19 protein-coding genes are annotated in these 21,585 nt (G+C 60.5%); 11 read left to right on the top strand and 8 right to left on the bottom strand.

What is annotated here, in order from left to right:
• Positions 1–35: 35 nt before the first annotated feature.
• Positions 36–785 carry a hypothetical protein gene (locus AGR7B_RS10700; protein WP_065655721.1) on the top strand — a complete coding sequence of 250 codons (750 nt, stop codon included), beginning with the start codon at positions 36–38 and terminating at the stop codon, positions 783–785.
• A 221-nt stretch (positions 786–1,006) separates the two neighbouring features.
• The gene (locus AGR7B_RS10705) at positions 1,007–1,939 is read left to right on the top strand and encodes a ribose-phosphate pyrophosphokinase (protein ID WP_003522877.1); all 933 of its coding nucleotides are present in this window, start codon (positions 1,007–1,009) and stop codon (positions 1,937–1,939) included.
• A gap of 248 nt (positions 1,940–2,187) precedes the next feature.
• Here AGR7B_RS10705 and AGR7B_RS10710 read toward each other — a convergent pair whose 3' ends face one another.
• From AGR7B_RS10710 to AGR7B_RS10725, 4 genes are read right to left on the bottom strand one after another with little or no spacing between them, the layout of a single operon-like run.
• Positions 2,188–3,036, bottom strand: coding sequence for a phosphatase PAP2 family protein (locus tag AGR7B_RS10710; protein ID WP_078051794.1), 849 nt, complete (start codon positions 3,034–3,036; stop codon positions 2,188–2,190).
• Positions 3,026–4,534, bottom strand: coding sequence for an ArnT family glycosyltransferase (locus AGR7B_RS10715; protein WP_162934104.1), 1,509 nt, complete (start codon positions 4,532–4,534; stop codon positions 3,026–3,028). The genes AGR7B_RS10710 and AGR7B_RS10715 overlap by 11 nt, the downstream gene beginning before the upstream one ends.
• Positions 4,509–4,796, bottom strand: coding sequence for a lipid-A-disaccharide synthase N-terminal domain-containing protein (locus AGR7B_RS10720; RefSeq protein ID WP_031233742.1), 288 nt, complete (start codon positions 4,794–4,796; stop codon positions 4,509–4,511). Before AGR7B_RS10720 ends, AGR7B_RS10715 begins: the two co-directional genes overlap by 26 nt.
• 20 nt (positions 4,797–4,816) lie before the next feature.
• On the bottom strand, positions 4,817–5,656 hold the full coding sequence (locus tag AGR7B_RS10725) for a glycosyltransferase family 2 protein (RefSeq protein ID WP_065655719.1): 840 nt from the start codon (positions 5,654–5,656) through the stop codon (positions 4,817–4,819).
• 190 nt (positions 5,657–5,846) lie between these two features.
• On the opposite strand from AGR7B_RS10725, the gene AGR7B_RS10730 reads away from it, so the two are divergent.
• A complete protein-coding gene (locus tag AGR7B_RS10730; RefSeq protein ID WP_080856618.1) occupies positions 5,847–8,111 on the top strand; it encodes a methyl-accepting chemotaxis protein in 2,265 nt (754 codons plus the stop codon).
• Between the two features lie 132 nt (positions 8,112–8,243).
• Here the strand turns inward: AGR7B_RS10730 and adh are convergent, their stop codons facing one another.
• The 3 genes from adh to AGR7B_RS10745 form a co-directional block, all read right to left on the bottom strand.
• The gene (gene adh, locus AGR7B_RS10735) at positions 8,244–9,761 is read right to left on the bottom strand and encodes an aldehyde dehydrogenase (protein WP_080856619.1); all 1,518 of its coding nucleotides are present in this window, start codon (positions 9,759–9,761) and stop codon (positions 8,244–8,246) included.
• Positions 9,762–9,934: 173 nt separating this feature from the next.
• Positions 9,935–10,894, bottom strand: a complete 960-nt coding sequence (locus tag AGR7B_RS10740) for a helix-turn-helix domain-containing protein (RefSeq protein WP_080857059.1) — start codon at positions 10,892–10,894, stop codon at positions 9,935–9,937.
• Between the two features lie 105 nt (positions 10,895–10,999).
• Positions 11,000–13,084: a putative bifunctional diguanylate cyclase/phosphodiesterase gene (locus tag AGR7B_RS10745; protein ID WP_080857060.1), complete on the bottom strand. Its 2,085-nt coding sequence runs from the start codon at positions 13,082–13,084 to the stop codon at positions 11,000–11,002.
• A 305-nt stretch (positions 13,085–13,389) separates the two neighbouring features.
• On the opposite strand from AGR7B_RS10745, the gene AGR7B_RS10750 reads away from it, so the two are divergent.
• The 5 genes from AGR7B_RS10750 (at position 13,390) to AGR7B_RS10770 (ending at position 18,678) form a co-directional block, all read left to right on the top strand.
• Complete coding sequence (locus AGR7B_RS10750) at positions 13,390–13,998, top strand: 50S ribosomal protein L25/general stress protein Ctc (protein ID WP_065655715.1); 609 nt, start codon at positions 13,390–13,392, stop codon at positions 13,996–13,998.
• Between the two features lie 295 nt (positions 13,999–14,293).
• Positions 14,294–16,681 carry a putative bifunctional diguanylate cyclase/phosphodiesterase gene (locus AGR7B_RS10755; protein WP_080856620.1) on the top strand — a complete coding sequence of 796 codons (2,388 nt, stop codon included), beginning with the start codon at positions 14,294–14,296 and terminating at the stop codon, positions 16,679–16,681.
• A gap of 17 nt (positions 16,682–16,698) precedes the next feature.
• Complete coding sequence (locus AGR7B_RS10760) at positions 16,699–17,412, top strand: substrate-binding periplasmic protein (RefSeq protein ID WP_065655945.1); 714 nt, start codon at positions 16,699–16,701, stop codon at positions 17,410–17,412.
• An 89-nt stretch (positions 17,413–17,501) separates the two neighbouring features.
• Entirely contained in the window at positions 17,502–18,218 is a 717-nt protein-coding gene (gene pth, locus AGR7B_RS10765; protein ID WP_080856621.1) for an aminoacyl-tRNA hydrolase, read from the top strand.
• Positions 18,219–18,225: 7 nt separating this feature from the next.
• Positions 18,226–18,678 carry a GNAT family N-acetyltransferase gene (locus AGR7B_RS10770; RefSeq protein ID WP_080856622.1) on the top strand — a complete coding sequence of 151 codons (453 nt, stop codon included), beginning with the start codon at positions 18,226–18,228 and terminating at the stop codon, positions 18,676–18,678.
• A 3-nt stretch (positions 18,679–18,681) separates the two neighbouring features.
• Here the strand turns inward: AGR7B_RS10770 and clpS are convergent, their stop codons facing one another.
• Positions 18,682–18,993 (bottom strand): ATP-dependent Clp protease adapter ClpS, encoded by a 312-nt coding sequence (gene clpS / locus AGR7B_RS10775; RefSeq protein ID WP_035260429.1) that lies wholly within the window; start codon positions 18,991–18,993, stop codon positions 18,682–18,684.
• Between the two features lie 241 nt (positions 18,994–19,234).
• On the opposite strand from clpS, the gene ychF reads away from it, so the two are divergent.
• The 3 genes from ychF (at position 19,235) to AGR7B_RS10790 (ending at position 21,583) form a co-directional block, all read left to right on the top strand.
• Entirely contained in the window at positions 19,235–20,338 is a 1,104-nt protein-coding gene (ychF, locus tag AGR7B_RS10780; protein ID WP_080856623.1) for a redox-regulated ATPase YchF, read from the top strand.
• Between the two features lie 307 nt (positions 20,339–20,645).
• Positions 20,646–21,119, top strand: coding sequence for a MaoC family dehydratase (locus AGR7B_RS10785; RefSeq protein ID WP_065655710.1), 474 nt, complete (start codon positions 20,646–20,648; stop codon positions 21,117–21,119).
• Positions 21,116–21,583, top strand: coding sequence for a MaoC family dehydratase (locus tag AGR7B_RS10790; protein ID WP_059757406.1), 468 nt, complete (start codon positions 21,116–21,118; stop codon positions 21,581–21,583). Before AGR7B_RS10785 ends, AGR7B_RS10790 begins: the two co-directional genes overlap by 4 nt.
• The last annotated feature ends 2 nt before the right edge of the window (positions 21,584–21,585 follow it).

Raw genomic sequence — 21,585 nt, forward strand, 5'->3', positions numbered from 1 at the left:
GGCAAGAAGGAGCGGAACATGAGAGGGAAAATCGCATGAGCCGGACGGGGTTCACCCCCCTTTTTCCGGCCATCATTGTTCCAGCGATGATGCTGGCCCTGTCAGGCTGCAACACGACGGAAGCGCTTACACCGCAGGTGGATGTCGGCCACAATGCCTCGCAGTCGACACCCGTGACCCAGGGCGATCTCGACCAGATGGCCGCCGCCGCCGACCGCGCCCCCACGGGCGCTCCGGCAACCGCAACATCCGTTCCCGCCTATGCACCGCAAAACTCGTTGCAGGCGCAGGCACAGGCGCTGTCCAACGGCAGCCAGTATGGCGAGCCGCTTCGCCAGAACCAGACCGCAACCCAGCCACCCGCCGCCGCTCAACCCGCCCCCGCGCAGCAGACGGCATCGCTTGCGCCCGCCTCTTCCGCAAACTCCATCCGCTTCCTGCCTATCATCGGAGCCCCGGTTCAGGCGGTGACGCCGCTGTCGCGCCAGCTCGGGGCCGAAGCGCGGGCGAAGGGGCTGACCATCCGGGCCTCAAACGACAATTCGGCCGAAAACATCCTGAAGGGATATTTCTCCGCCTTTGCCGATGGCGCCAAGGTCAATGTCGTTTACGTCTGGGACATTCTGGACGCCAATGGCGTGCGGCTTCACCGCCTGCAGGGGCAGGAAACGGTGGCGGCAAAAGGCAGCGATCCATGGGCCGCCGTGACCGACAGGGTCATGCAGGATATCGCTGCAAAAACGCTCAACGACTATTCGTCATGGAAGCAGTCTCAACAGGGATGAGGTGAAAACGGCGGGAGAAGTCACAGAGATTTCACGAAAATCATTGCGAAAGCGCGGAGTCCTCTTGCAATCGGAAGCAACAGCGCTATTAAGGCGCGCATGGCAACAAGGCGTATCCGGCAAAGGCTTTTCAGCCGGATGTTCCTCCCCTTGAACGACGCTTGGTTACGGTGGATTGAGCCCCGTGATGCAAGGCGATGGCATGGAAACAGGCGGCCGCAATGAAGGTTTTCGCAGGCAATTCGAACCGGCACCTTGCCGAAGCGATCTGCAAGTATCTTAATGTTCCTCTCGGAAATGCCACTGTAAAGCGGTTTGCTGACCAGGAAATATTCGTAGAAATCAGCGAGAACGTGCGCGGCGAAGACGTTTTCATCGTCCAGTCCACCTCCTTCCCGGCAAATGATCATCTGATGGAGCTGCTCATCATGATCGACGCCATGCGCCGCTCCTCTGCCAAGCGTATTACCGCGGTGCTTCCCTATTTCGGTTACGCCCGCCAGGACCGCAAGGCCGGCCCCCGCACCCCGATTTCCGCCAAGCTCGTCGCCAATCTGATCACCGAAGCCGGCGCCGACCGCGTTCTCACCCTCGATCTCCATGCCGGCCAGATCCAGGGCTTCTTCGATATCCCCACCGACAATCTCTTCGCAGCGCCCATTCTCGCCCGCGACGTGAAGGACCATTACGACACCAACAATGTCATGGTGGTTTCGCCCGACGTTGGCGGCGTGGTTCGCGCCCGTGCACTCGCCAAGCGTCTCGACTGTCTTCTGGCCATCGTCGACAAGCGTCGTGACCGTCCGGGCGAATCCGAAGTCATGAACGTCATCGGCGATGTCTCCGGCAAGGACTGCATCCTCATCGACGACATCGTCGATTCCGGCGGCACGCTCTGCAATGCCGCCGAGGCGCTGCTGAAAAAGGGCGCCACCAGCGTTACCGCCTATATCACCCACGGCGTGCTTTCCGGTGGCGCGGTTGCCCGTGTTGCGTCCTCGAAGCTGCGCGAACTCGTTATCACCGACAGCATACAGCCGACCACCGGTGTCCAGTCCGCGCATAACATCCGCGTGGTCAGCACCGCAGGCCTGCTCGGCGAAGCGATCAACCGCACCGCACAGGAACAGTCGGTTTCCGGCCTGTTCGACTGAAGAGCTGCGGCAAACCTCGACAACCGTTCTGCCGCTTGGCGAATTGCCGCCCGGTTTAGATTCCCGGGCAGGTTGCGTTCCATGTTGAAATCGCTGGTTGCCTCGACGTCGTCCTCGGCCCTGCGCCGAGGATCCAGTCATGTTGAATGAAATCAACAGGTCGCAGATCCTCGGAGACCCGAGGATGACGCAGGAGTGTCTGGCGCGCTTCGTCATTCACCTCATTGAAGCGAACTCCGAAGTTCCCCTTAAGACGATGCCGCACCCGCATCCGGCGGCCGTTGCAGACGTGAGGCTGCGGCCTTGATTTTCGGCCACCAGCGCCGAACCCGGGTCAGGACAGCATGGCGACCGTTACGCCAGATGCTGACCGTATCGGCTGTGACCGCATCGCCGGTAAACAGATGGCGATGACGTCCGATCACCAGCGCCCGGTAGAGAAACAGGGTTGTGAGGGCGGAAAACAGGATGGACATCACCACATCGCTGAGGAAATGCCCGCCGGCCGCGATGCGCAAGCCGGACATGAGGACGATCATGCCGGCGGCGATGCCTCCCATCACCAACCGTCCGCGCCGTTGCAGCCGGGGCCAGACGAGCACGCAGAGCGGCAGGAAAAAACTGGCGATCAGCGCGGTTTCGCCGGAAGAAAACGAGCAGTTCGAATAACATTGCGCACTGTACTGAAAAGGCGGCGTGAAAAGCTGCTGCCCGCCGAATTCGGTGACGCTGAATGGGCGCGCGCGACCGATGGTCGCCTTCAGCACACCATTGACCAGAAGCCCGGCACAGAGGATCACCGGCCCACACAGGAAGGCCCACACCCGCCAGCCGGTTCTTTGCAGCGTGCCCAGCCGAAGATTGCCGACAAGGATCGTGAAAGCCAGAAGGGTGGCAAGCTCCGTACCTTCGCGCAGCGTATCCCGCAACCATTCGGGAAACGGCTCACGGCCGGACCATGGCTGCTCGACGGGCGAGAAAAACAGGGCGGAGAATCTCAGATCGATGGAGGGAAAGGTCGCGAACAGGATGACGAGCGCCAATGTCGCGAGTGTCACCCAGATCGTGATCCGCATATGCGAAAGATCATTGTCCATTGCTGCCCTCCGGCATGCATCGCGGCAGCAGGCGCCAGAGTCCGATTTCCCTGCCCTCGAGGAAACCCGGCCCGGCGGTCCAGCGGGCGACCGGAGCTTCGCCGGCAAGGCAGGCCGGCAGGCCATCCGCACTTGCCAGAAACAGGGGATTTTTCGCCTCGCCCGGTTTCAGCGGGTAAAGAAGCGCATAGTGACTGGAAGGCACGCCGGTCTCGGGCAGCGCGCGCGTCATCACCTGTTTCTCATCCCGAAGCTGATAAAAAAGCTCGGCAAGTATCGAACGGTCGGTAGCGACGATGGCGTCCGCACCCGCCTCGCGCGCCCGTAACAGACCGGTCGACACCAGCTCGGCGCGCCCGAGATACCGCGCCATCGCCAGTTCACCTTTCGGCAGGCGCAATTGCGTTCCAGCAATGGTCATCAGCGGCAGCGCGATGGCCACGATGCTACCAAGTACAAGCGTGGACACGATGAGCCAACGCCGCGACGTCAGGACCGGCACCGCCAGAAGCACGCCCGCCGCATAGGCCCCGACTGCCCAATTGGCGAGCGCCCGTGACATCAAACCCTGCGCGGTAATCAGCAGAACGATCGGCACCGAAAGAGCGACCAGCGCCCGGGTTTCGGCGTTCTTCGCACGAATTGTTGCGACGACCATGCCGACGAAAACGAACGGTCCGACCACGCCCGCCTGCGAGAAGAAGAATTCCAGCGCGGAACCGATCTTCAGCTGGACGCCATGCCAGTTCGCATTATCCGCCGTATGGCGTGCGGTCATGAAATCATGCGCCGCGTTCCACCACAGATTGGGCGCGATGACGGCGACGCAGACGAGCGCAGCAATGACCGCGTCACGCAGCCGGATGCGCCATGCCTCACAAAGCCAGCCGGCAGCGATGAAGCAGGGCAGAAAATAGATCATCGCATATTTCGACATCAGCCCGAGGCCGAAGCAGAGACCGAGCGCGATGCTCCAGCCCAGCGCCGCCCTGCCCTCGCGGCGGGCCAGCGCAAGCTTCCGCACGGAGATCATCGACAGCACGATGAACAGCATCATCGGCGTATCGGTCGAGATCAACAGGCTGCCGAGCGTTACGGCCGGCAGGGTCAAATAGATAAGGGCGGCCAGGGATGCCAGCCTGACATCATAGATCATGCGGCCGAGCGCAAGAATGGCCGCCGCCGCGACGCCATGCACCACAGGCGCGGCCAGCCGAACCTGAAACGTGCCCTCACCGCCGCCCAGAATGGTTGCCGCGCGGATAAGCCAGCCGATTAGGGGTGGCTTGGAATAGGCGCCGAGCGCCATCTCCCTGCCCCATAGCCAATATTGCGCCTCATCGACGAAAAGGTCGGTGCGGTTGAAGGCCAGCCCAACAACGCGCAACGCGGTTACAAGGACAATCGCCGCGAATGCAAATGTCAGCCATCGACGCTCATCGCCTGCCTGCTCGTAAGGCAGGGTCGCCGCCTCATGCATGCTGGCGGCGTTCTGCATGAATCAACCAGAGATTTCGGGCATAGATGAAAAGGCCGGACGCCTGGCCCAGAATGAAGACCGGATCGCGCCGCCAGATGGCGTAGGAAAGCAGCACCAGACCGCCGAGAACGGAAAAATACCAGAAAGCCACCGGAATGACCGAGCGGTTGGCCCGTTCCGAAGAAATCCATTGAACCAGAAAACGCATGGTAAACAGCATCTGGCCCATGAAGCCGGTGCAGACCCACAGAAATTCCTTCCAGCTGTTCACATGCAGCATGGACCATAAAGCCGGTGCATTCACGGCGATGTCTCCGTTTTGAAAGTTTCAGCCCAGCTTGAGCGCTTGCGCCGGCGCAGCAGCCAGGCGACGCCGATCAGGTCGTGGATGCCGACAAGCGCGCGGCCGATATTGGTGTAATGGGAATTCCCGTGCAGCCGCGCCCGGTGCGTGACGTCGACATGGGTGACCTGCCAGCCGTCGCGATTGAACAGCGCCGGGAAATAGCGGTGGTGATGATCGAAATAGGGCAAGGCGAGATAGGCGTCGCGGCGGAAGGCCTTGAGCCCGCAGCCGGTGTCGCGCGTGCCGTCCTTTAAGATCCGCGCCCGAAGCCCATTGGCGAAGCGGGAGGAAAGACGTTTTCCAAGCGTATCGCGCCGACCGACACGCTGGCCGGCCACAAGACCGAGCCGGCTGGGAGCGCTGGCGGAGAGAAGCGGCGCGAGAAGAGCCGGCAGATTGTCCGGCGGGTTCTGCCCGTCTCCATCCAGCATGCAGATGACAGGCGCACGCGCCGCCTGCACACCGCTGTGGATCGCCGCAGACTGTCCGCCCTGACGATCATGCCGGACGAGCCGCAGCATCGGGTAACGATCGCCAAGCGCAAGCACCGCATCGACCGTGCCGTCGGAAGATGCGTCGTCCACCACCACGATCTCGAAGGCGCCGACGGGCTGGCAGGCGGCAAAAATCTCCGCCACGAGCGTTTCCACACTCGCTTGCTCATTGTGCATGGGCACGACAACGGCGAAATCCGGCCTCGGTTTCACGCTGGCTCCGTCATATCCGTCCGCACTCAGTCCGCAGACATCATTGATATTGGCGAGAGAAGGAGCGCGGAAAGCTTGCATGAACATGAACAGCCGTTGAACTTCACTCGATATGCGCCCGTTCTATTGCAGTTTTATTACGGGAAACGCGTCAGTGGCGGCCGGCTATTTTTTCACGGCATGCGGGAAACAATCGTACAATTCCCAGCACTTTTAACGCGGCCGTAAACAATTTTTGCCACGGTATGGCCACGTTTTTTTGGGGGGAGGAAACAGGATGCCGGGTGTAAATCCGACTGCTGTCAAAGCTAAATCATTGTCGATAAAGGCCAAATTCGCAGCGCTCGTCACGGGCGCAACGCTGGTTTCATGTCTTTCCGTGGGGCTGTTGTCCTATGAGATGGGGAAGTCGGGACTGATCGACGCCAGCGAAATCAGGCTCGAAACGGTTGCAGGCAACCAGTCCAAGCAGCTTGATGCCTATACTTTGCGCGTCGAACAGAGCATTTCCGAGCTGTCGCAGAACGCCGCGGTCGCACAGGCGCTGGAAACGATGACCACCGTTGTACCGACGGAAAGGGATGCGATCATCCAGGCTTTCCGGCGCGAGGGCGTCTCCGAAGAGGAGCGCGCCTCCTTCAATGGCGAAGGCCTGCGACTGCTTTACGCCATTCGCCACGCCACCATCAACGCCGCCATCGCCAGCGTCTGGCGCAACACCCGTGTCAGCGACATCTATGTGATCGACAAGACCGGCCTCATTATTTACACTGTGACCAAGGGGAAGAACTTCCTCACCAGCGTGACGGAACCGCAGAACGCCGCGATCAAGGACCTGTTCGACCGCATCGAAGCCGGCAAGGACGGCTTCGTCAGCACCACAGGTTTCACTGGCGGCGAAAATGATTCGGCCATGATCGGCATGCCGCTCGCCGTCTCCAACTGGGGCCAGCTCCAGCGCAAGGGCGCCGTCATCATGCGCATCGCCGCTGATCGCATCGGCGCGGTGGTGACGCCCGAGGAAACCGGCAAGACCATCGATGACGCCGTTCTCCTGAGCGCCGACGGCAAACGTCGGGCCGGCGTACTCTCGGGCGGTGCTGACGCTGCGGTTTCCGAAAGCCTCGCCGCCCTTTCCAACGCAAACAACGCCGGAACGGTGATGGCGCAGACACCTGCGGGCAACATCTTCTATGCCTATCGCCCGGTCTCCGTCTTCGGCCAGAAACATCTTTTGGCCATCGGCCAGCAGGAAAGCAAGGTCCTCGCCGCCGCCAACGATCTCGCCTTCTGGGCAACGGTCGCGACGCTGGCCGTGCTTGCGATCATGACGCTGATCGGCATTTTCGTTTCCGCGAGCCTTACCAAGCCGCTGACCGGCCTTGCGGGGCTGATGGAGCGCCTGAACGGCGGTGAAAACAACATTGAGATCAAGGCCGTTTCCCGTGGCGACGAGATCGGCATCATGGCGCGCGCGCTGGAATCCTTCCGTCAGGGCATTCTGGACAAGCAGCGCATGGAAGCCGAATCCCATCGCAAGAGCGAAGAACTGGACGAAGAACGCGCCCAGCGGGAAATGGAAAAGGCAAGAAGCGCGAAAGAACTGGAAGAGGCTGTTGACGCACTTGCCACCGGTCTTGCCAATCTCGCGGCCGGCAGGCTCGATCTCCGCATCGACAAATCCTTCGTGCCGTCGCTCGATCATCTCCGCATCGACTTCAACAACTCCATGGCAGGCCTGGAAGCGACCATCTCCAACATCGGCGAAAGCGCCAATGCCATCCGCTCCGGCTCCGGCGAACTGAAAAGCGCATCGGAAGACCTGTCGCGTCGCACCGAACGCCAGGCCGCAGCCCTTGAGGAAGCGGCAGCGGCACTCGGAGACATGACGCAGGCCGTCAACCTCTCGCTGTCGCGCTGCAATGTCGCCGTCGAGGCGACGGCGGGCACGATGCAGGATGCGCACAAGTCCACGGCTGTCGTTAAAGAAGCGATCGTGGCGATGGAACGCATCGAGACCTCGTCGGCCAAGATCCGCCAGATCATCGATGTCATCGACCAGATCGCCTTCCAGACCAATCTGCTGGCGCTGAATGCCGGTGTGGAAGCCGCCCGCGCCGGCGAAGCCGGCAAGGGCTTTGCCGTTGTGGCACAGGAAGTTCGCGAGCTTGCCCAGAAATCGGCAGCTGCCGCCCGGGACATCACGACGCTGATCGCCACCTCGGCGGGCGATGTGGAAAGCGGCGTGGCGCTGGTGCTGAAGACGGGTGAAAGCCTCGAGCAGATCCAGAAACGCATCCAGTCAGTCAACGACCAGATCGGCGAGATCGCCACCGCATCACGCGAACAGTCCGGCCGCCTCAGCGAAATCAATGCCTCCGTCAACGAACTCGACCATGTAACGCAGCAGAACGCGGCCATGGTGGAGGAAACGACGGCCGCCGCTTTCTCGCTATCCAGCGAGGCGGACGGCCTGACCGAACAGGTGGGGCAGTTCTCGGTCGGCGGCCTCCGCCAACGGGACCAGCGTTACGCGGCATAAACCGCAACGAAAAAAGGCCGGAGGCGAAACCTCCGGCCTTTCTGTTTGAAGCCGGGCTCCCAGGGGCCGAAGCCCCTGGGAACACGCCGGCGATCTGGCACCACAGCCCCTCGCCGGCTTCCGGGGAGGACCTCAGAAGAAACCGACCTTGTTCGGGCTGTAGGACACGAGCAGGTTCTTGGTCTGCTGGTAATGATCGAGCATCATCTTGTGGGTCTCGCGACCGATGCCCGACTGCTTGTAGCCGCCAAAGGCAGCGCCCGCCGGATAGACGTGATAGCAATTCGTCCATACGCGGCCCGCTTCGATGCCCCGGCCGGCCCGATAGGCAATGTTGGTATCGCGGCTCCAGACGCCTGCGCCCAGACCGTAAACAGTGTCATTGGCGATTTCGAGCGCCTCTTCCACCGTCTTGAAGGTGGTGACGGAAACAACGGGACCGAAGATTTCCTCCTGGAAAATCCGCATCTTGTTGTTGCCTTCGAAGACGGTCGGCTGGATGTAATAGCCATCCTTCAGATCGCCCGTCAGCGTCTTGCGGTCGCCGCCGGTCAGAACCTTGGCGCCTTCCTTCTTGCCGATCTCCAGATAGCCCATGATCTTGTCGAACTGTTCCTGCGAGGCCTGCGCGCCCAGCATGGTCGACGGATTGAGCGGATCGTCCTGGCTGATCGCCTGAACGCGCTTGATCGCCTTTTCCATGAAGCGGTCATAGATCGATTCATGCACCAGCGCACGCGACGGGCATGTGCAGACCTCACCCTGATTGAGCGCGAAGAAGGCGAAACCTTCGAGCGCCTTGTCGAGGAAGGCATCGTCCTCGTTCATCACATCGGCGAAAAAGATGTTCGGCGACTTGCCGCCCAGCTCCAGCGTGATGTTGGTGACGTTGTCGGCCGCATAACGCATGATTTCCTTGCCGACCGAGGTGGAGCCGGTAAAGGCGATCTTGGCGATGCGGTTGCTCTGCGCCAGCGGCTTGCCGGCTTCGAGGCCCGTGCCGTTGACGATGTTGAGGACGCCGGGCGGCAGCAGGTCTTCGATCAGTTCCATCACGATGAGAATCGAGGCCGGTGTCTGTTCCGCCGGCTTCAGCACCACGCAATTGCCGGCGGCAAGTGCCGGTGCAAGCTTCCACGCGGCCATCAGGATCGGGAAGTTCCACGGAATGATCTGGCCGACGACGCCGAGCGGCTCATGGAAGTGATAGGCGACCGTATCGTTGTCGATTTCGCCGATCGTGCCTTCCTGGGCGCGGATGCAGCCCGCGAAATAACGGAAATGGTCGATGGCGAGCGGAATATCCGCATTGGTGGTTTCGCGCAGCGGCTTGCCGTTGTCCCAGGTTTCGGCACGTGCGATGAGATCGAGATTGTCTTCGATGCGCTGGGCGATCTTGAGCAGGATGTTGGAGCGCTCCGTCACGCTCGTCTTGCCCCATTTATCGCGAGCCTTGTGGGCGGCATCCAGCGCGAACTCGATGTCGGCTGCATCCGAACGCGGCACTTCGCAGATCTTGTGGCCGGTGACCGGCGAAAGATTATCCATGTAGCGGCCGGATTTCGGCTCCACCCATTTGCCGCCGATGTAATTGCCGTATTTCAGCTTGAAGGGCGCTTCGCCCGCTTTCTGCTGAACCTGAATGTTCATGATTTCATCCTCCCTGATGAAAACGATCCGCAGCGGACCGCATGGGAGGAAGGTGGGCCTAGATGGCGCGGTTCGGTAGAGGGGCGACGCGGTTCCGCAGCGCACATTGTCTCACATCTGCGACAAAGCCGCGTTGATCCGGCGCGATCGGCCGGATCGCAACCACAAGGACGTCAATGAACGTCGAATTTCTTCATCTTGCGATGAAGCGTGGCCCGGCTGATGCCGAGCAAGGACGCGGCCTGCGTGACATTGCCGTTGGTGCGCGACAACACGCGCCGCAGCGCCGAACGCTCCGCTTCCGCGAGGTCGGAACCGCCATCGTGGCGCTGTTCCTGAAGAACATCGGCGGCGGGCAGACCCTGCGCGATGCGGGCATCGTCCAGCTTCAGCGCGAGACGAGCGGCACGGGTCGCGCCCAGCACGAGATCGTCCTGATCCACGGCGAGCAGCGACAGCGCCGCGCCGAAACCGCTCGGGACGACGACGATTCGCGCACCCGGAAAGGCACGGCGGAACAGATTACCCTCGATGCGCTGCGCCGCGTCCTTCACCGCCTGGGTGACAAAAGAAAAGGTCATCTCGTTGATGTCGTCGCGGCAGGTGGAAATATCGAGCGCGCCGGTCACCCGGCCGGTATGATCGCGGATGGGAGCCGTGGTGCAGCAGAGTTCGGTATTCGACGTGAAGAAATGCTGATCGCGGTAGACTACCACCGAGCGCTCATCCACCAGCGCCGTGCCGATACCGTTGGTGCCCACGCTTTCTTCGCTCCAGACCGCCCCGGACCAGAGGCCAAGCGCACGGAAATCACGGTCATCGCCCGAAGCGCCGCGCCGCTCCAGCGCAACGCCCTGCGCGTCGGTCAAAAGCAGGCAGCAGCCGGATCTGCCGACGCTTTGGAAAATGCGGTCGAGTTCATCCGTGCTTTCGGCAATCAGGCCGGCCGCACTTTCGCGGGCGCGGCGGAACTCATACTCGCTGAGAAAGATCGGCTTGCAGTTTTCCTCCGGTGCAAGATGATGTTTGACCATGCAGCGACGCCAGGAGGCGACAATCGGAGAACTTGCGGCTGCGGAACGATGGCGCGCGGTTTCATACACGCGTTCCGCATGGGCGATGTCTGTCGGCATACGCTCCTCCCAAAGCTTTTCGGCGATGGTGCGCTGGAAGCGGCCATGTTTCAACAAAAAATTTCGCGACCGGCCTTGCCGGGCGCAGCCGCAGGTGCCGCCGGACTATCGGACCGCCTTGAAATAACGCCGGCCGGCGGTCACGTCCGTTTCATCCTCGGCCGAGAGGAAAGTATCGTCCACGAGATTGGCGATGGAAGTCAGCGGACCGGGCTTGCCAAAAAAGAAGCCCTGCACCTGCAAGCAACCTTCACGCCGCAGGAACTCGATATGGGCCTTGGTTTCAACGCCTTCCGCAAGCACCGGAATATTGAGGCTGTGCGCCAGAATGAGCGTCGAGCGAACGATCGCCTCCGACTGCACGTTGGTCGACAGGCCATCGATGAAAGCGCGGTCGATCTTGATCTTGTCGAAGGGGAAGCTCTGCAGCGTCGAAAGCGAGGAATAGCCCGTGCCGTAGTCGTCCATGGCGATCTTGACGCCGAGCGACTTGAGTTTGCGGATGGTGACGAGCGCGTGGCGATGGTCGGCGATGATGCTGCCTTCGGTAATTTCCAGCTCGAGCCTTTCCGGCGCAAGTCCCGTTTCGGCAAGAATTCTCTCAACCTTGTCGGGGAAATCATTATCCGCAAGCTGCTGCGGCGCGACGTTAACGGCAATGGCGAGTGACTTTTTCCACCGCGCAGCCTGCGCGCAGGCTTCTCTCAGAACCCATTCGCCCAGTTCGACGATAAAGCCGGTCTGTTCGGCGATCGGAATGAATTCGGTCGGCGAAACCATGCCCCGTTCGGGATGGTTCCAGCGCAAAAGCGCTTCAAAACCGACGATGCTGCCGCTTTTGGTGTCGTTCTGCTGCTGGTAATAAAGCTCGAACTCGTTATTGGCGAGGCCGCTGCGCATGGCGATGGCCAGCACGTTGCGCTCACGCGCGGCCTCGTCCATGGATTTGTCGTAAAAGCATATGGTGTCCGAAGTACCGCTTTTTGCCCGGTACATGGCGACATCCGCCTGGGCCATCAGAGTATCGGCATCGATGGAGCCGGTATTGCGAACCGATATGCCGACGCTTGCGCCAACCGAAAATGTCTGCCCGTTCCATTCCACCGGCTTGCTGATCTGCTCGATCAATCGCTGGGCGAATTCCGCGCCGTCGGCGCGGGTGTAATAGGAATGGGTCATCGCCACGAATTCATCACCTCCCATGCGGGCCAGAAACTCTCCGGTCTTCAGCACGGAACTCGCGCGGTCGGCGATGGCGCGCAGCACGGCGTCGCCTGCCGCATGGCCATGCACGTCATTGATTTCCTTGAAACGGTCGAGATCAATGGAAAGGAGCGCGGTGTGTGCGCCCAGCGAGACATGGCGTGTGCGGCGATTGAGATGCTCGATGAATGCCGCCCGGTTGGGAATACCAGTCAGCGGATCGTGCAACGAAAGATGGCGATAGCGGGCAACCGCCTGCTGAGTGGACTGCGCATCGATGACATAAGTGGAGAGCCCGAGCGCCAGAAGCAGAAGCGTCACCGCAATGGCGCCTCCGCCCATGATGGCCGGCGGCAGCAGGTTTTCCGGAATGACGATGCGCGGGTCGAAGGCGAAGGACATCGACGCCATGCCGGTATAATGCATCGAGGCAATGGCGAGGATGAGAAACGCCACCGCGCTATACTGGCAGAAACGGTTAATAGGCCGGGCAACGCGATTGACCGCAATGGCGCCCAGCACAGCTCCCAATATCAGCGAGGCGATGACATAGGCCTGATCCCAGAAAATCATGCCCTGAACATTATAGGCGGCCATACCCGTATAATGCATTGCCGCAATGCCGAGGCCGAGAACCACGCCACCGGCTTCCACCAGCACGCTGCGCCCGCCATAGGCGGAAATGCCGAGGCCGGCAGTCGTTGTGGTAATGGCAATCAGAAGCGACAGCCCGGTCAGATAGGGATCGTATCCCACATCGCCCGCCGCGACATAGCCCAGCATCGCCACGAAATGGGTGGTCCATATCGCCGCCCCGCCATTGACGCCCGCCAGAAACAGCCAGTTGACCTTCTGCACGCCCGTCGCCAGACGTGCTTTCGAAAAAAGGCGCATCGACACGAAACTGCCCAGCATGCAGACGAAGACCGCTGCGGCGGTGTATCGATAGTCGTGATCGATGGTGAGGCACTGGAGAACTTTGAGCATTGTCATCTACGCAATTGGAATTTTGCATAGCCTTATCATTCGCCAAGTTTTCACCCGGTTTATGTGCATGGATAAGCATATATTAAAGGTTGCAACAACCGAGTGAATTAGCGAGAACTAATAAAATTACAAAGCGGCACCCGGCAAAAACGGGCCGCTCTTGTCTTTATGCACCGTTTGTATTATAGCGCCCGCACCCGTGTAGACACCCTTGGAGGCAACGCGGGCGGGATGGCCTCTGGCCTCTCCGGTTCAGGCCGCTTCATTCGGCGTGAACTCTCCATATAACCTCGAAAGGAATTGCCATGAGCAAAGAATCGTATGAGCTCAAGGCCGAGGCGCGCGAACGAGTTGGTAAGGGGTCCTCTCGTGAACTTCGCCGCAACGGTTTGATTCCCGCTGTCATCTATGGTGACAAGCAGGCCCCCATTTCCATCGCGCTCTCGACCAACGAAGTCACCAAGCGTATCCACGCTGGCGGTTTCATGACGACGGTTGCGACCATCGACGTCGACGGCAAGAAGATCAAGGTTCTCCCGAAGGACTACCAGCTTGATCCGGTCCGCGACTTCACCATGCACGTCGACTTCCTGCGCGTTTCGGGCAACACGCTCGTCAACGTCGAAGTTCCGGTTCACTTCGTCAACGAAGAAAAGTCGGACATCAAGATCGGCGGCGTTCTGAACATCGTTCGCCACACGGTGGAATTCCACTGCCCGGCCAACGACATTCCGGAATTCATCACGGTCGATCTCGCTGGTCTGAAGATCGGCGACAACGTTCACATTTCGAATGTGAAGCTGCCGAAGAACATCACGCCGGTTATCGCCGACCGTGACTTCACGATCGCAACGATCGTTGCTCCGGCCGCTGGCGTTGCAGAAGAAACGACCGAAGAAGCTTCCGAGGAATAATCGGCGGCCGCAAGGCCGACAGCTTTGAACAATGAGGCCCGTTCCGTTTTCGGAACGGGCCTTTTAGTTTTTATGAACTTTAAAACCAGAAAGCTTGCCATCCTCACCTGATACGCAACCCGTTTCAGTGTCGATTAACACTTCCATGAAACGATACCCTCGCGCTGTCGTGGAACACCGGCCGGGCTGAGGAAATGCGTGGGAAAACAGGCTTTTGCCGAAAACCCTTGCAAAACCCTCCGGGCGGAGGAAACGGGCGCAGCAAGTCTGGGGCAAAGGGTAGCTGCAATCGAACATGGCTCATTCCGTCGAAAGTCGCTTTATCGCGATTGTTTCCGGCGCACTTCTTACAGTGGTCGCCCCGCTCTTCACGCTTTTGCTGACGCTCTCCTACCACGAAGCCATTCGCAGCCAGCGTAACCACCTTGAGATTCTGCTGTCGACCAATGCGCAGGCGCTTGCCCGGCCCCTGTGGGACCTTGATGACGACACCATAAACCAGATTACCGGCACCCTCATTTCCGACCCCGTGATCAGGATGGTCGAGGTCAGGGATACCTCCGGCCAGCTCGATATCATCCAGACGGCCGGCAGCGACATCATTCAGGATGCCGCCTCTACGACGCGCGAAGTGACCTACAAGACCACGAAGGGCTCCGTCACCGTCGGGCAATTGACGATCTATTACGACAATGTCAGCCTTCTGACCTCTTTGAGCCGCACCGAACTGGCCTTCATCACGATTTTCATCCTCGCCGTCCTCACCATCGTTCTTGCCGCCATAGCCGGCAACCGTTTCATGGTCATCCGCCCGCTGATGCGGCTCGCGGCCGCCATCGAGGCGACGCGGCGTCTCGGCTCGCGCCACCACGTCGACTGGCGTTCGAAGGACGAAATCGGCCGGCTGGCGAAAAGCTTCAACGAAATGCAGACCCAGCTTGAAAAGGAAGAGCTGGAGATCAAGAATGCGCATGAGCGCAAGACGGAAATCTACAACCGCACGCCCGCCATGCTGTTTTCGCTCGACAGGCACGACCGCATTGCCGCCGTCAGTGACTATTGGGTGCAGGCGACCGGTTACGACCGCACGCGGATACTCGGCCTGAATTTCGCCGATCTCATCCATCCCGATGACCGGCTTCTGTTTCAGCAGCGCAAGACGGCTCATCCCTCGCCCGATGCCTCGCATAGCGGCATTACGGTCCGCTTCCATTGCATGGATGGCAGCGTCATGGATGCGCTCATCCTCGAAAAGGCCCTTGATTCCGGCGATGCGGCCCATCAGAGCACCTGCCTCTGCGTCATGACGGACGTGACCGAACTGCGCCAGTCGGAAAAGCGCAACCGCCAGCAGGCCATTTCCGACCACCTGACCGGCCTTTTCAACCGCCAGGGCTTCGAGGCCATTCTCGACCTGCAAATCCGCGATGCGGACCGCAACGGCAGCGAGCTGGCCTGCCTGTTCATCGACCTCGACCGGTTCAAGGCGATCAACGACAATCTCGGCCATGCCGCGGGCGACGCCGTTCTCAAACAGTTCACGTTGAAGCTCGAACCACTGCTGACACCGCTGGACAGCGCATCGCGGCTTGGCGGCGACGAATTCGCCATCCTTCTGGCCGGCGACAAGGTGGAAGAGCGCGCCCTGCAATTCTGCGAGCGCATCTGCGCCATGCTCGACACGCCCTTCGACATCGAAAGCAACAGCATCCGCCTCAGCGCCAGCATCGGTATGGCGGTCTATCCCCTGCACGCCGCCAGCGCCTCCGAGCTTTTGCAGAATGCCGACATGGCCATGTATACCCGCAAGCGCACGGGCAAGAACGGCTCGCAGGTCTTCGACAGCTCGATAATGGACCGTGCGCGCGAACATGCGGAGCTGGAACGGGATATCGCGCAGGCGCTTTCCGAAGACTGGTTCGAGGCCTATTTCCAGCCGATTCAAGACCTCGCCACCGGCCAGACGGCGGGTTTCGAGGCGCTGCTGCGTCTCAACCACCCGGACAAGGGCCTGCTTTCCCCGGCCACAATCGTCAGCCTTGCGGAAGAAAACGGCACCATCCACCGCATCGGCAATGTCATTCTCGATCAGTCGATCGCCAATCTCGCCCGGCTGTCGCGCCTTCCGGGCATGGAACAGACCTATGTGGCGGTGAATTTCTCGCCGCTGCAATTCGAACCGGGATTGCCGACGCGCATCGCCGGCGTTCTGCACCGCCATGGCATTCTTCCCAGACGGCTGGTCATCGAGATCACCGAAGCCGTTATCATGAAGGACGATCCGCAGGTCCGGGCGATCCTCAATGCCATCCACCAGCTCGGCTGCCGCATCGCGCTGGATGATTTCGGCACGGGTTATTCCTCGCTTAGCTATCTCAGCCGTTTTCCGGTCGATATCGTCAAGATCGACCAGTCCTTCACCCGCTCGATCTGCGACGACAGGATGGACATCAGGCAGCGCAACCGCATGCTGGTCGAAGGCATCGCGGCCATCTCGCACAAGATGAACTGCGCCGTCATTGCCGAGGGCGTCGAGACGGAAGAACAGAAGGCGCTTCTGAGCGATATAGGCGCGGATTTCGGGCAGGGTTATTTCTTCGCACGTCCGAAGCCGGTCGAAAGATTGATCACCTCACTCGACACGGCGTCCGGGCAAAACCGCGCCGCTGCGCGGCAAGCATGAACCGGCAGGGGGCAGCCATGGGATTGATCCGCTTTTGCCTGATCTTTCTTGCACTCGCCACTCCGGCCAGCGCGGCCAAGCTCTTCCTGACCACCGAGGTCTATCCGCCCTATAATCTGCAGGCCAGCGACGGCAGCGTGCGGGGTGTCTATTTCGAACAGCTCAGAACCGTGCTCGAAGACACCGGCACCAGTTACGAGGTCGCCGTCATGCCCTGGGCGCGGGCGATCGCACTGGCCAGAACGCAGGCCATGCACTGCGTCTTCGCCGCTGCGAGAACACCGGAGCGGGAAAAACAGTTCAAATGGGTCACGCCGATCCATATCGACCGCAACATTCTCGTGGCGCGCCGCAACGCGAATATCGAAGCCTCCAGCCTTGAGGAAGCCAAGAAATATCGGGTGGGAACCCAGCGTGGAGATTACACTGAAGCGCTTCTGGAAAAGCTCGGTTTCCCGCAGGTGGATGTCGGCGCGGATTTCGAGATCACGCTTCACAAGCTCAAGGCCGGCCGCATCGACCTGATGCCCATGTCTGAAAGCACCTTCAAAAGCCTGCCCGCTGACACGTTCAGCGAAGTGATAACTCTCTCGCGGCAGCAGCTTGGGCTTGCCTGCAACAAAAGCGTGCCCGACGAGGTCATCGCGAAATTACAGGCCCGGCTGGACAGGCTGATCGCCGATGGAACGCAGCAGCGAATATTCGACCGCTACAATCTCGTCAGCCCCTGAGCCCATCCGAAACTCCATAAAAAGATTGACAGCCGGCGGTTTTCGGGGTGGTGACAACAGCATCATCAGGCAAAACGCGGACATGCCCCATGAAGATCATCGCAGGACTTGGTAATCCCGGCACGCAATATGCGGGAAACCGTCACAATATCGGCTTCATGGCCGTCGATGCGCTGCAGCGCCTGCCGTCCTTTGCGCCCTGGTCGAAAAAATTCAAGGCGGAGATTTCCGAAGGCGAAATCGGCGGCGAAAAGGTCCTGCTGATTAAGCCGCTGACCTACATGAACCTTTCGGGTGAGTCCGTCGGCGAAGCCATGCGCTTCTTCAAGCTTGCGCCGGCAGACATCATCGCCATCCATGACGAACTGGATTTGCCGGCCGGCCGCGCCCGCATCAAGACCGGCGGCGGCCATGGCGGCCATAACGGCCTGAAATCGCTCGACGCCCATTGCGGCAAGGACTATCGCCGCCTCCGTCTCGGCATCGGCCATCCCGGGGACAAGGAGCGGGTGCATGGCCACGTGCTCGGCGATTTCGCCAAGGCAGACCGGGTCTGGCTCGATCCGCTTCTGGACGCCATTGCCGACAATGCCGCCATGCTGGTGAAAGCCGAGGATTCGCAGCTGATGAACAAGCTGGCGCTGGCCACGGGCAGCACGCCGGAAGCCGAAAAGCCGGCCAAGGCAGCCAAGCCCGCCGCACAGTCCCACATCCATCAGGCACGCAACAGCGCCCAGCCGAAAAAGCTGCCGGAAACCGGCCCGATGGCCGAAATGCTGAAACGCATGTTCAGCAAGAAGGACTAAATCGCAAATGTCTTCGGAGCCCATCGTCCCGCGCGCAGCCGGAGCCAGCGATCTGGCCGGATTGCTTGACCTTTACCGGGCGCTCAATCCGTCCGATCCTGAAATGACGACAGAAGAAGCGAACACGGCTTTCGCGGTCATGCTTGCCCAGCCGGGCCTGACCGTGTTTCTTGCGACCGAAGGCGAAGAAGCGGTCGCCACCGCCACGCTGCAGATCGTTCCGAACCTGACGCGCGCCGCCCGCCCCTATGCCCTTATCGAAAACGTGGTGACGCTGGAAAACCGTCGCGGCCGCGGATATGGCCGCGCGGTGGTGCGCCATGCCGTCGAGGCCGCTTTTGCGGCGAACTGCTACAAGGTGATGCTGCTGACCGGGCGACAACGCCCGGAGGTTCACGCCTTTTACGAAAGCTGCGGTTTCGTGCAGAACAAGACGGGTTTTCAGATCCGGCAGGATTAACGCTCACTCCTCCGGCTCGGTGGTGAACATCAGCGGAAATCCCGCTTCCTTGCCGAGATCGGTCGCTTCCTTGGCCTTGGTCTCGGCGATATCGCGCTCGCAGACAACGACGACCGCGCTGCCGAAGCGGTGCGCCGTCATCATCACCCGGTGGCCGGTTTCCTCGCTCATGCGGAAGACGGCTTTCAACACCACGGTAACGAACTCACGCGGCGTATAGTCGTCATTCAGCAGAATGACCTTGTAGAGCTTCGGCCGCTCCAGCTTCGGTTTGACTTTCGGTTTCGGCTTGAGATCGACAGGACTGTCACTCATCATGGTCGCTCGTGCCTGTCGCTCATCGCGGTTATTCATGGGAAAACCCCATTGATGACGAAAGATCGATCGCTTGACCCGCTTATATTGCGCCGCAACCGCCGCATCGGCAACCCTGCCCGAAATTCCGCACCATTAAAGGGGCTTTGCCCGCACAAATCGGCCCGCGGGCTTGACCTTGCCCTGCCCTTTCCGCAAAAGGCTCCTCAACGAATTCTTTCAAACGGACAGGTTTCAAGCCATGGGCTTCAAATGCGGTATCGTTGGATTGCCGAATGTCGGCAAGTCCACTCTCTTCAACGCGCTGACGAAAACGGCAGCGGCGCAGGCGGCCAACTATCCCTTCTGCACCATCGAGCCGAACACCGGCGAAGTGGCGGTTCCGGATGCGCGCATGAAAATCCTCGCCGACATTGCCGGCTCGAAGGAAATCATCCCCACCCGCATCTCCTTCGTGGATATTGCCGGCCTGGTGCGCGGCGCATCGAAGGGCGAAGGCCTCGGCAACCAGTTCCTCGCCAATATCCGCGAAGTGGACGCTGTGGTTCACGTTCTGCGCTGCTTCGAAGATGACGACATCACCCACGTCGAAGGCCGCATTAACCCGGTGGCCGATGCCGAAACCATCGAGACCGAGCTGATGCTTTCCGATCTCGAAAGCCTTGAGCGCCGCACGGAACAGACCCGCAAGCGCGCCACCGGCAAGGATAAGGAATCGCTGGCGCAGCTGCCTTTGATGGAAGCGTCGCTGAAGCTTCTGAACGAAGGCAAGCCGGTCCGTACCCTGCTCTCCACGCTCGATGCCGAAGAACTGCGCATCCTTCAGGGCCTCAACCTCCTGACGGCGCACCCGGTTCTCTATGTCTGCAACGTCGCCGAAGGCGATGCCGTCGATGGCAATGAGCACACCCGCGCCGTCGCAGACATGGCCAAGGCTCAGGGTGCCGAGACCGTCATCATCTCCGCTGCAATCGAATCCGAGGTCGCGCAGCTTCCCGACGACGAGGCGAAGGAATTCCTCTCCGCCCTCGGCCTCGAGGAAGCGGGCCTCGACCGCCTGATCCGCGCCGGCTACAAGCTGCTCGATCTCATCACCTATTTCACCGTCGGCCCGAAGGAATGCCGCGCCTGGACCATCGAGCGCGGCACCAAGGCCCCGCAGGCGGCCGGCGTCATCCACTCCGATTTCGAACGCGGCTTCATCCGTGCCAACACCATTGCTTACAACGACTATGTCGCCTTCAAGGGCGAAGTCGGCGCGAAGGAAGCCGGCAAGGCTCGCGACGAAGGCAAGGAATATGTGGTTCAGGACGGCGACGTCATCCACTTCCGCTTCAATACCTGATCTGGCCTTTGGCGACTTCGATAAGGTCCGCCAAGAAGGGTAACCGAACATTGCGGCGCGGTTTCTTCTCCCCGCCAGGGAGAAGGTGGCCCGAAGGGTCGGATGAGGGGGCAAGCTCTCGGTTTATCTCTACCCTCGCCCCCTCATCCCGCTGCCGCGACCTTCTCCCCCTCGGGGAGAAGGCGAAACGCGCGCCCACTCGCTCCAAACCACCTCCCCAAGAACCGGCCTCCCCGATTTGACCTTTACGTAAAGGGAAAAATCATTTTAGATGCCGCCGATATTGACTGTGCGAAGGGAGGAAACCATGACGCCGGTCGCGACATATGCCTATGAGGATTTTTCCGTCGGTCGGGAATTTCCTTTGGGCCCGCAATCGATTTCCGCAGAGCAGATCATCGCCTTCGCCAGCGAATTCGACCCACAGCCGATGCATCTTTCCGAAGAGGCTGGCCGCCAGAGCATTCTCGGCGGCCTGGCGGCTTCCGGCTGGCACACCTGCAGCCTGCTGATGCGGATGATGGCGGACAGCTACATCTCGAACTCGACCTCACAGGGCAGCCCCGGCATCGATTTCGTCGACTGGAAAAAGCCGGTTCTGGCCGGCGATACGCTTGTCGGAAAATCCATCGTGCTGGAACAGCGGCCCTCCGCGTCGCGCCCCGGCATCGGCCTCGTGAAATTACGCCACGAGCTTTATAACCAGCGCGGCGTTCTGGTATCGCACGGGGAAAACACCGTGATGTTCCTGATGCGCGGCAATGGAGGCGTTGCAGCATGAAACTGGCAGAACTTTCTCCCATCGGCGAACGCGTCACCCTCGACACGCTGCATTTTTCCGCCGAAGACATCATCCGTTTCGCGCGCGATTTCGATCCGCAGCCCTTTCATCTCGACGCGGAAGCCGCAAAGAACAGCGTTTTCGGCGCTCTCTGCGCTTCCGGCTGGCACACCGGCGCAGGCTGGATGAAATGTTTCCTCTCTCACTGGGCCAAAGAGGTAAAAAGGTTGAAGCTACAGGGCCTTGAGCCGCCCAAACTCGGCCCCTCCCCCGGCTTTCGCGAACTCAAATGGAAAAAACCGGTCTTCGCCGGAGACGATGTCACCTATTTCGTCACCCTGCTCGAGACCCGAGCGCTGGAATCCAGAGCCGGCGTCTGGCTGAACACCACATTTAACGAGGGCGTCAACCAGTCGGGAGAAACAGTGATGACCTTCCAGAGCGGGGTTCTGGAATTCGAATAGAA

It is taken from the genome of Agrobacterium deltaense RV3 (assembly GCF_900013505.1).
GTDB classification, from domain to species: Bacteria; Pseudomonadota; Alphaproteobacteria; order Rhizobiales; family Rhizobiaceae; genus Agrobacterium; species Agrobacterium leguminum.

Coding starts and splice junctions, on each gene's coding strand:
- AGR7B_RS10700 (WP_065655721.1), top strand. CDS start 36: ATGAGCCGGACGGGGTTCACCCCCCTTTTTCCGGCCATCATTGTTCCA.
- AGR7B_RS10705 (WP_003522877.1), top strand. CDS start 1,007: ATGAAGGTTTTCGCAGGCAATTCGAACCGGCACCTTGCCGAAGCGATC.
- AGR7B_RS10710 (WP_078051794.1), bottom strand. CDS start 3,036: ATGGACAATGATCTTTCGCATATGCGGATCACGATCTGGGTGACACTC.
- AGR7B_RS10715 (WP_162934104.1), bottom strand. CDS start 4,534: ATGCAGAACGCCGCCAGCATGCATGAGGCGGCGACCCTGCCTTACGAG.
- AGR7B_RS10720 (WP_031233742.1), bottom strand. CDS start 4,796: ATGCTGCATGTGAACAGCTGGAAGGAATTTCTGTGGGTCTGCACCGGC.
- AGR7B_RS10725 (WP_065655719.1), bottom strand. CDS start 5,656: ATGTTCATGCAAGCTTTCCGCGCTCCTTCTCTCGCCAATATCAATGAT.
- AGR7B_RS10730 (WP_080856618.1), top strand. CDS start 5,847: ATGCCGGGTGTAAATCCGACTGCTGTCAAAGCTAAATCATTGTCGATA.
- adh (WP_080856619.1), bottom strand. CDS start 9,761: ATGAACATTCAGGTTCAGCAGAAAGCGGGCGAAGCGCCCTTCAAGCTG.
- AGR7B_RS10740 (WP_080857059.1), bottom strand. CDS start 10,894: ATGCCGACAGACATCGCCCATGCGGAACGCGTGTATGAAACCGCGCGC.
- AGR7B_RS10745 (WP_080857060.1), bottom strand. CDS start 13,084: ATGCTCAAAGTTCTCCAGTGCCTCACCATCGATCACGACTATCGATAC.
- AGR7B_RS10750 (WP_065655715.1), top strand. CDS start 13,390: ATGAGCAAAGAATCGTATGAGCTCAAGGCCGAGGCGCGCGAACGAGTT.
- AGR7B_RS10755 (WP_080856620.1), top strand. CDS start 14,294: ATGGCTCATTCCGTCGAAAGTCGCTTTATCGCGATTGTTTCCGGCGCA.
- AGR7B_RS10760 (WP_065655945.1), top strand. CDS start 16,699: ATGGGATTGATCCGCTTTTGCCTGATCTTTCTTGCACTCGCCACTCCG.
- pth (WP_080856621.1), top strand. CDS start 17,502: ATGAAGATCATCGCAGGACTTGGTAATCCCGGCACGCAATATGCGGGA.
- AGR7B_RS10770 (WP_080856622.1), top strand. CDS start 18,226: ATGTCTTCGGAGCCCATCGTCCCGCGCGCAGCCGGAGCCAGCGATCTG.
- clpS (WP_035260429.1), bottom strand. CDS start 18,993: ATGAGTGACAGTCCTGTCGATCTCAAGCCGAAACCGAAAGTCAAACCG.
- ychF (WP_080856623.1), top strand. CDS start 19,235: ATGGGCTTCAAATGCGGTATCGTTGGATTGCCGAATGTCGGCAAGTCC.
- AGR7B_RS10785 (WP_065655710.1), top strand. CDS start 20,646: ATGACGCCGGTCGCGACATATGCCTATGAGGATTTTTCCGTCGGTCGG.
- AGR7B_RS10790 (WP_059757406.1), top strand. CDS start 21,116: ATGAAACTGGCAGAACTTTCTCCCATCGGCGAACGCGTCACCCTCGAC.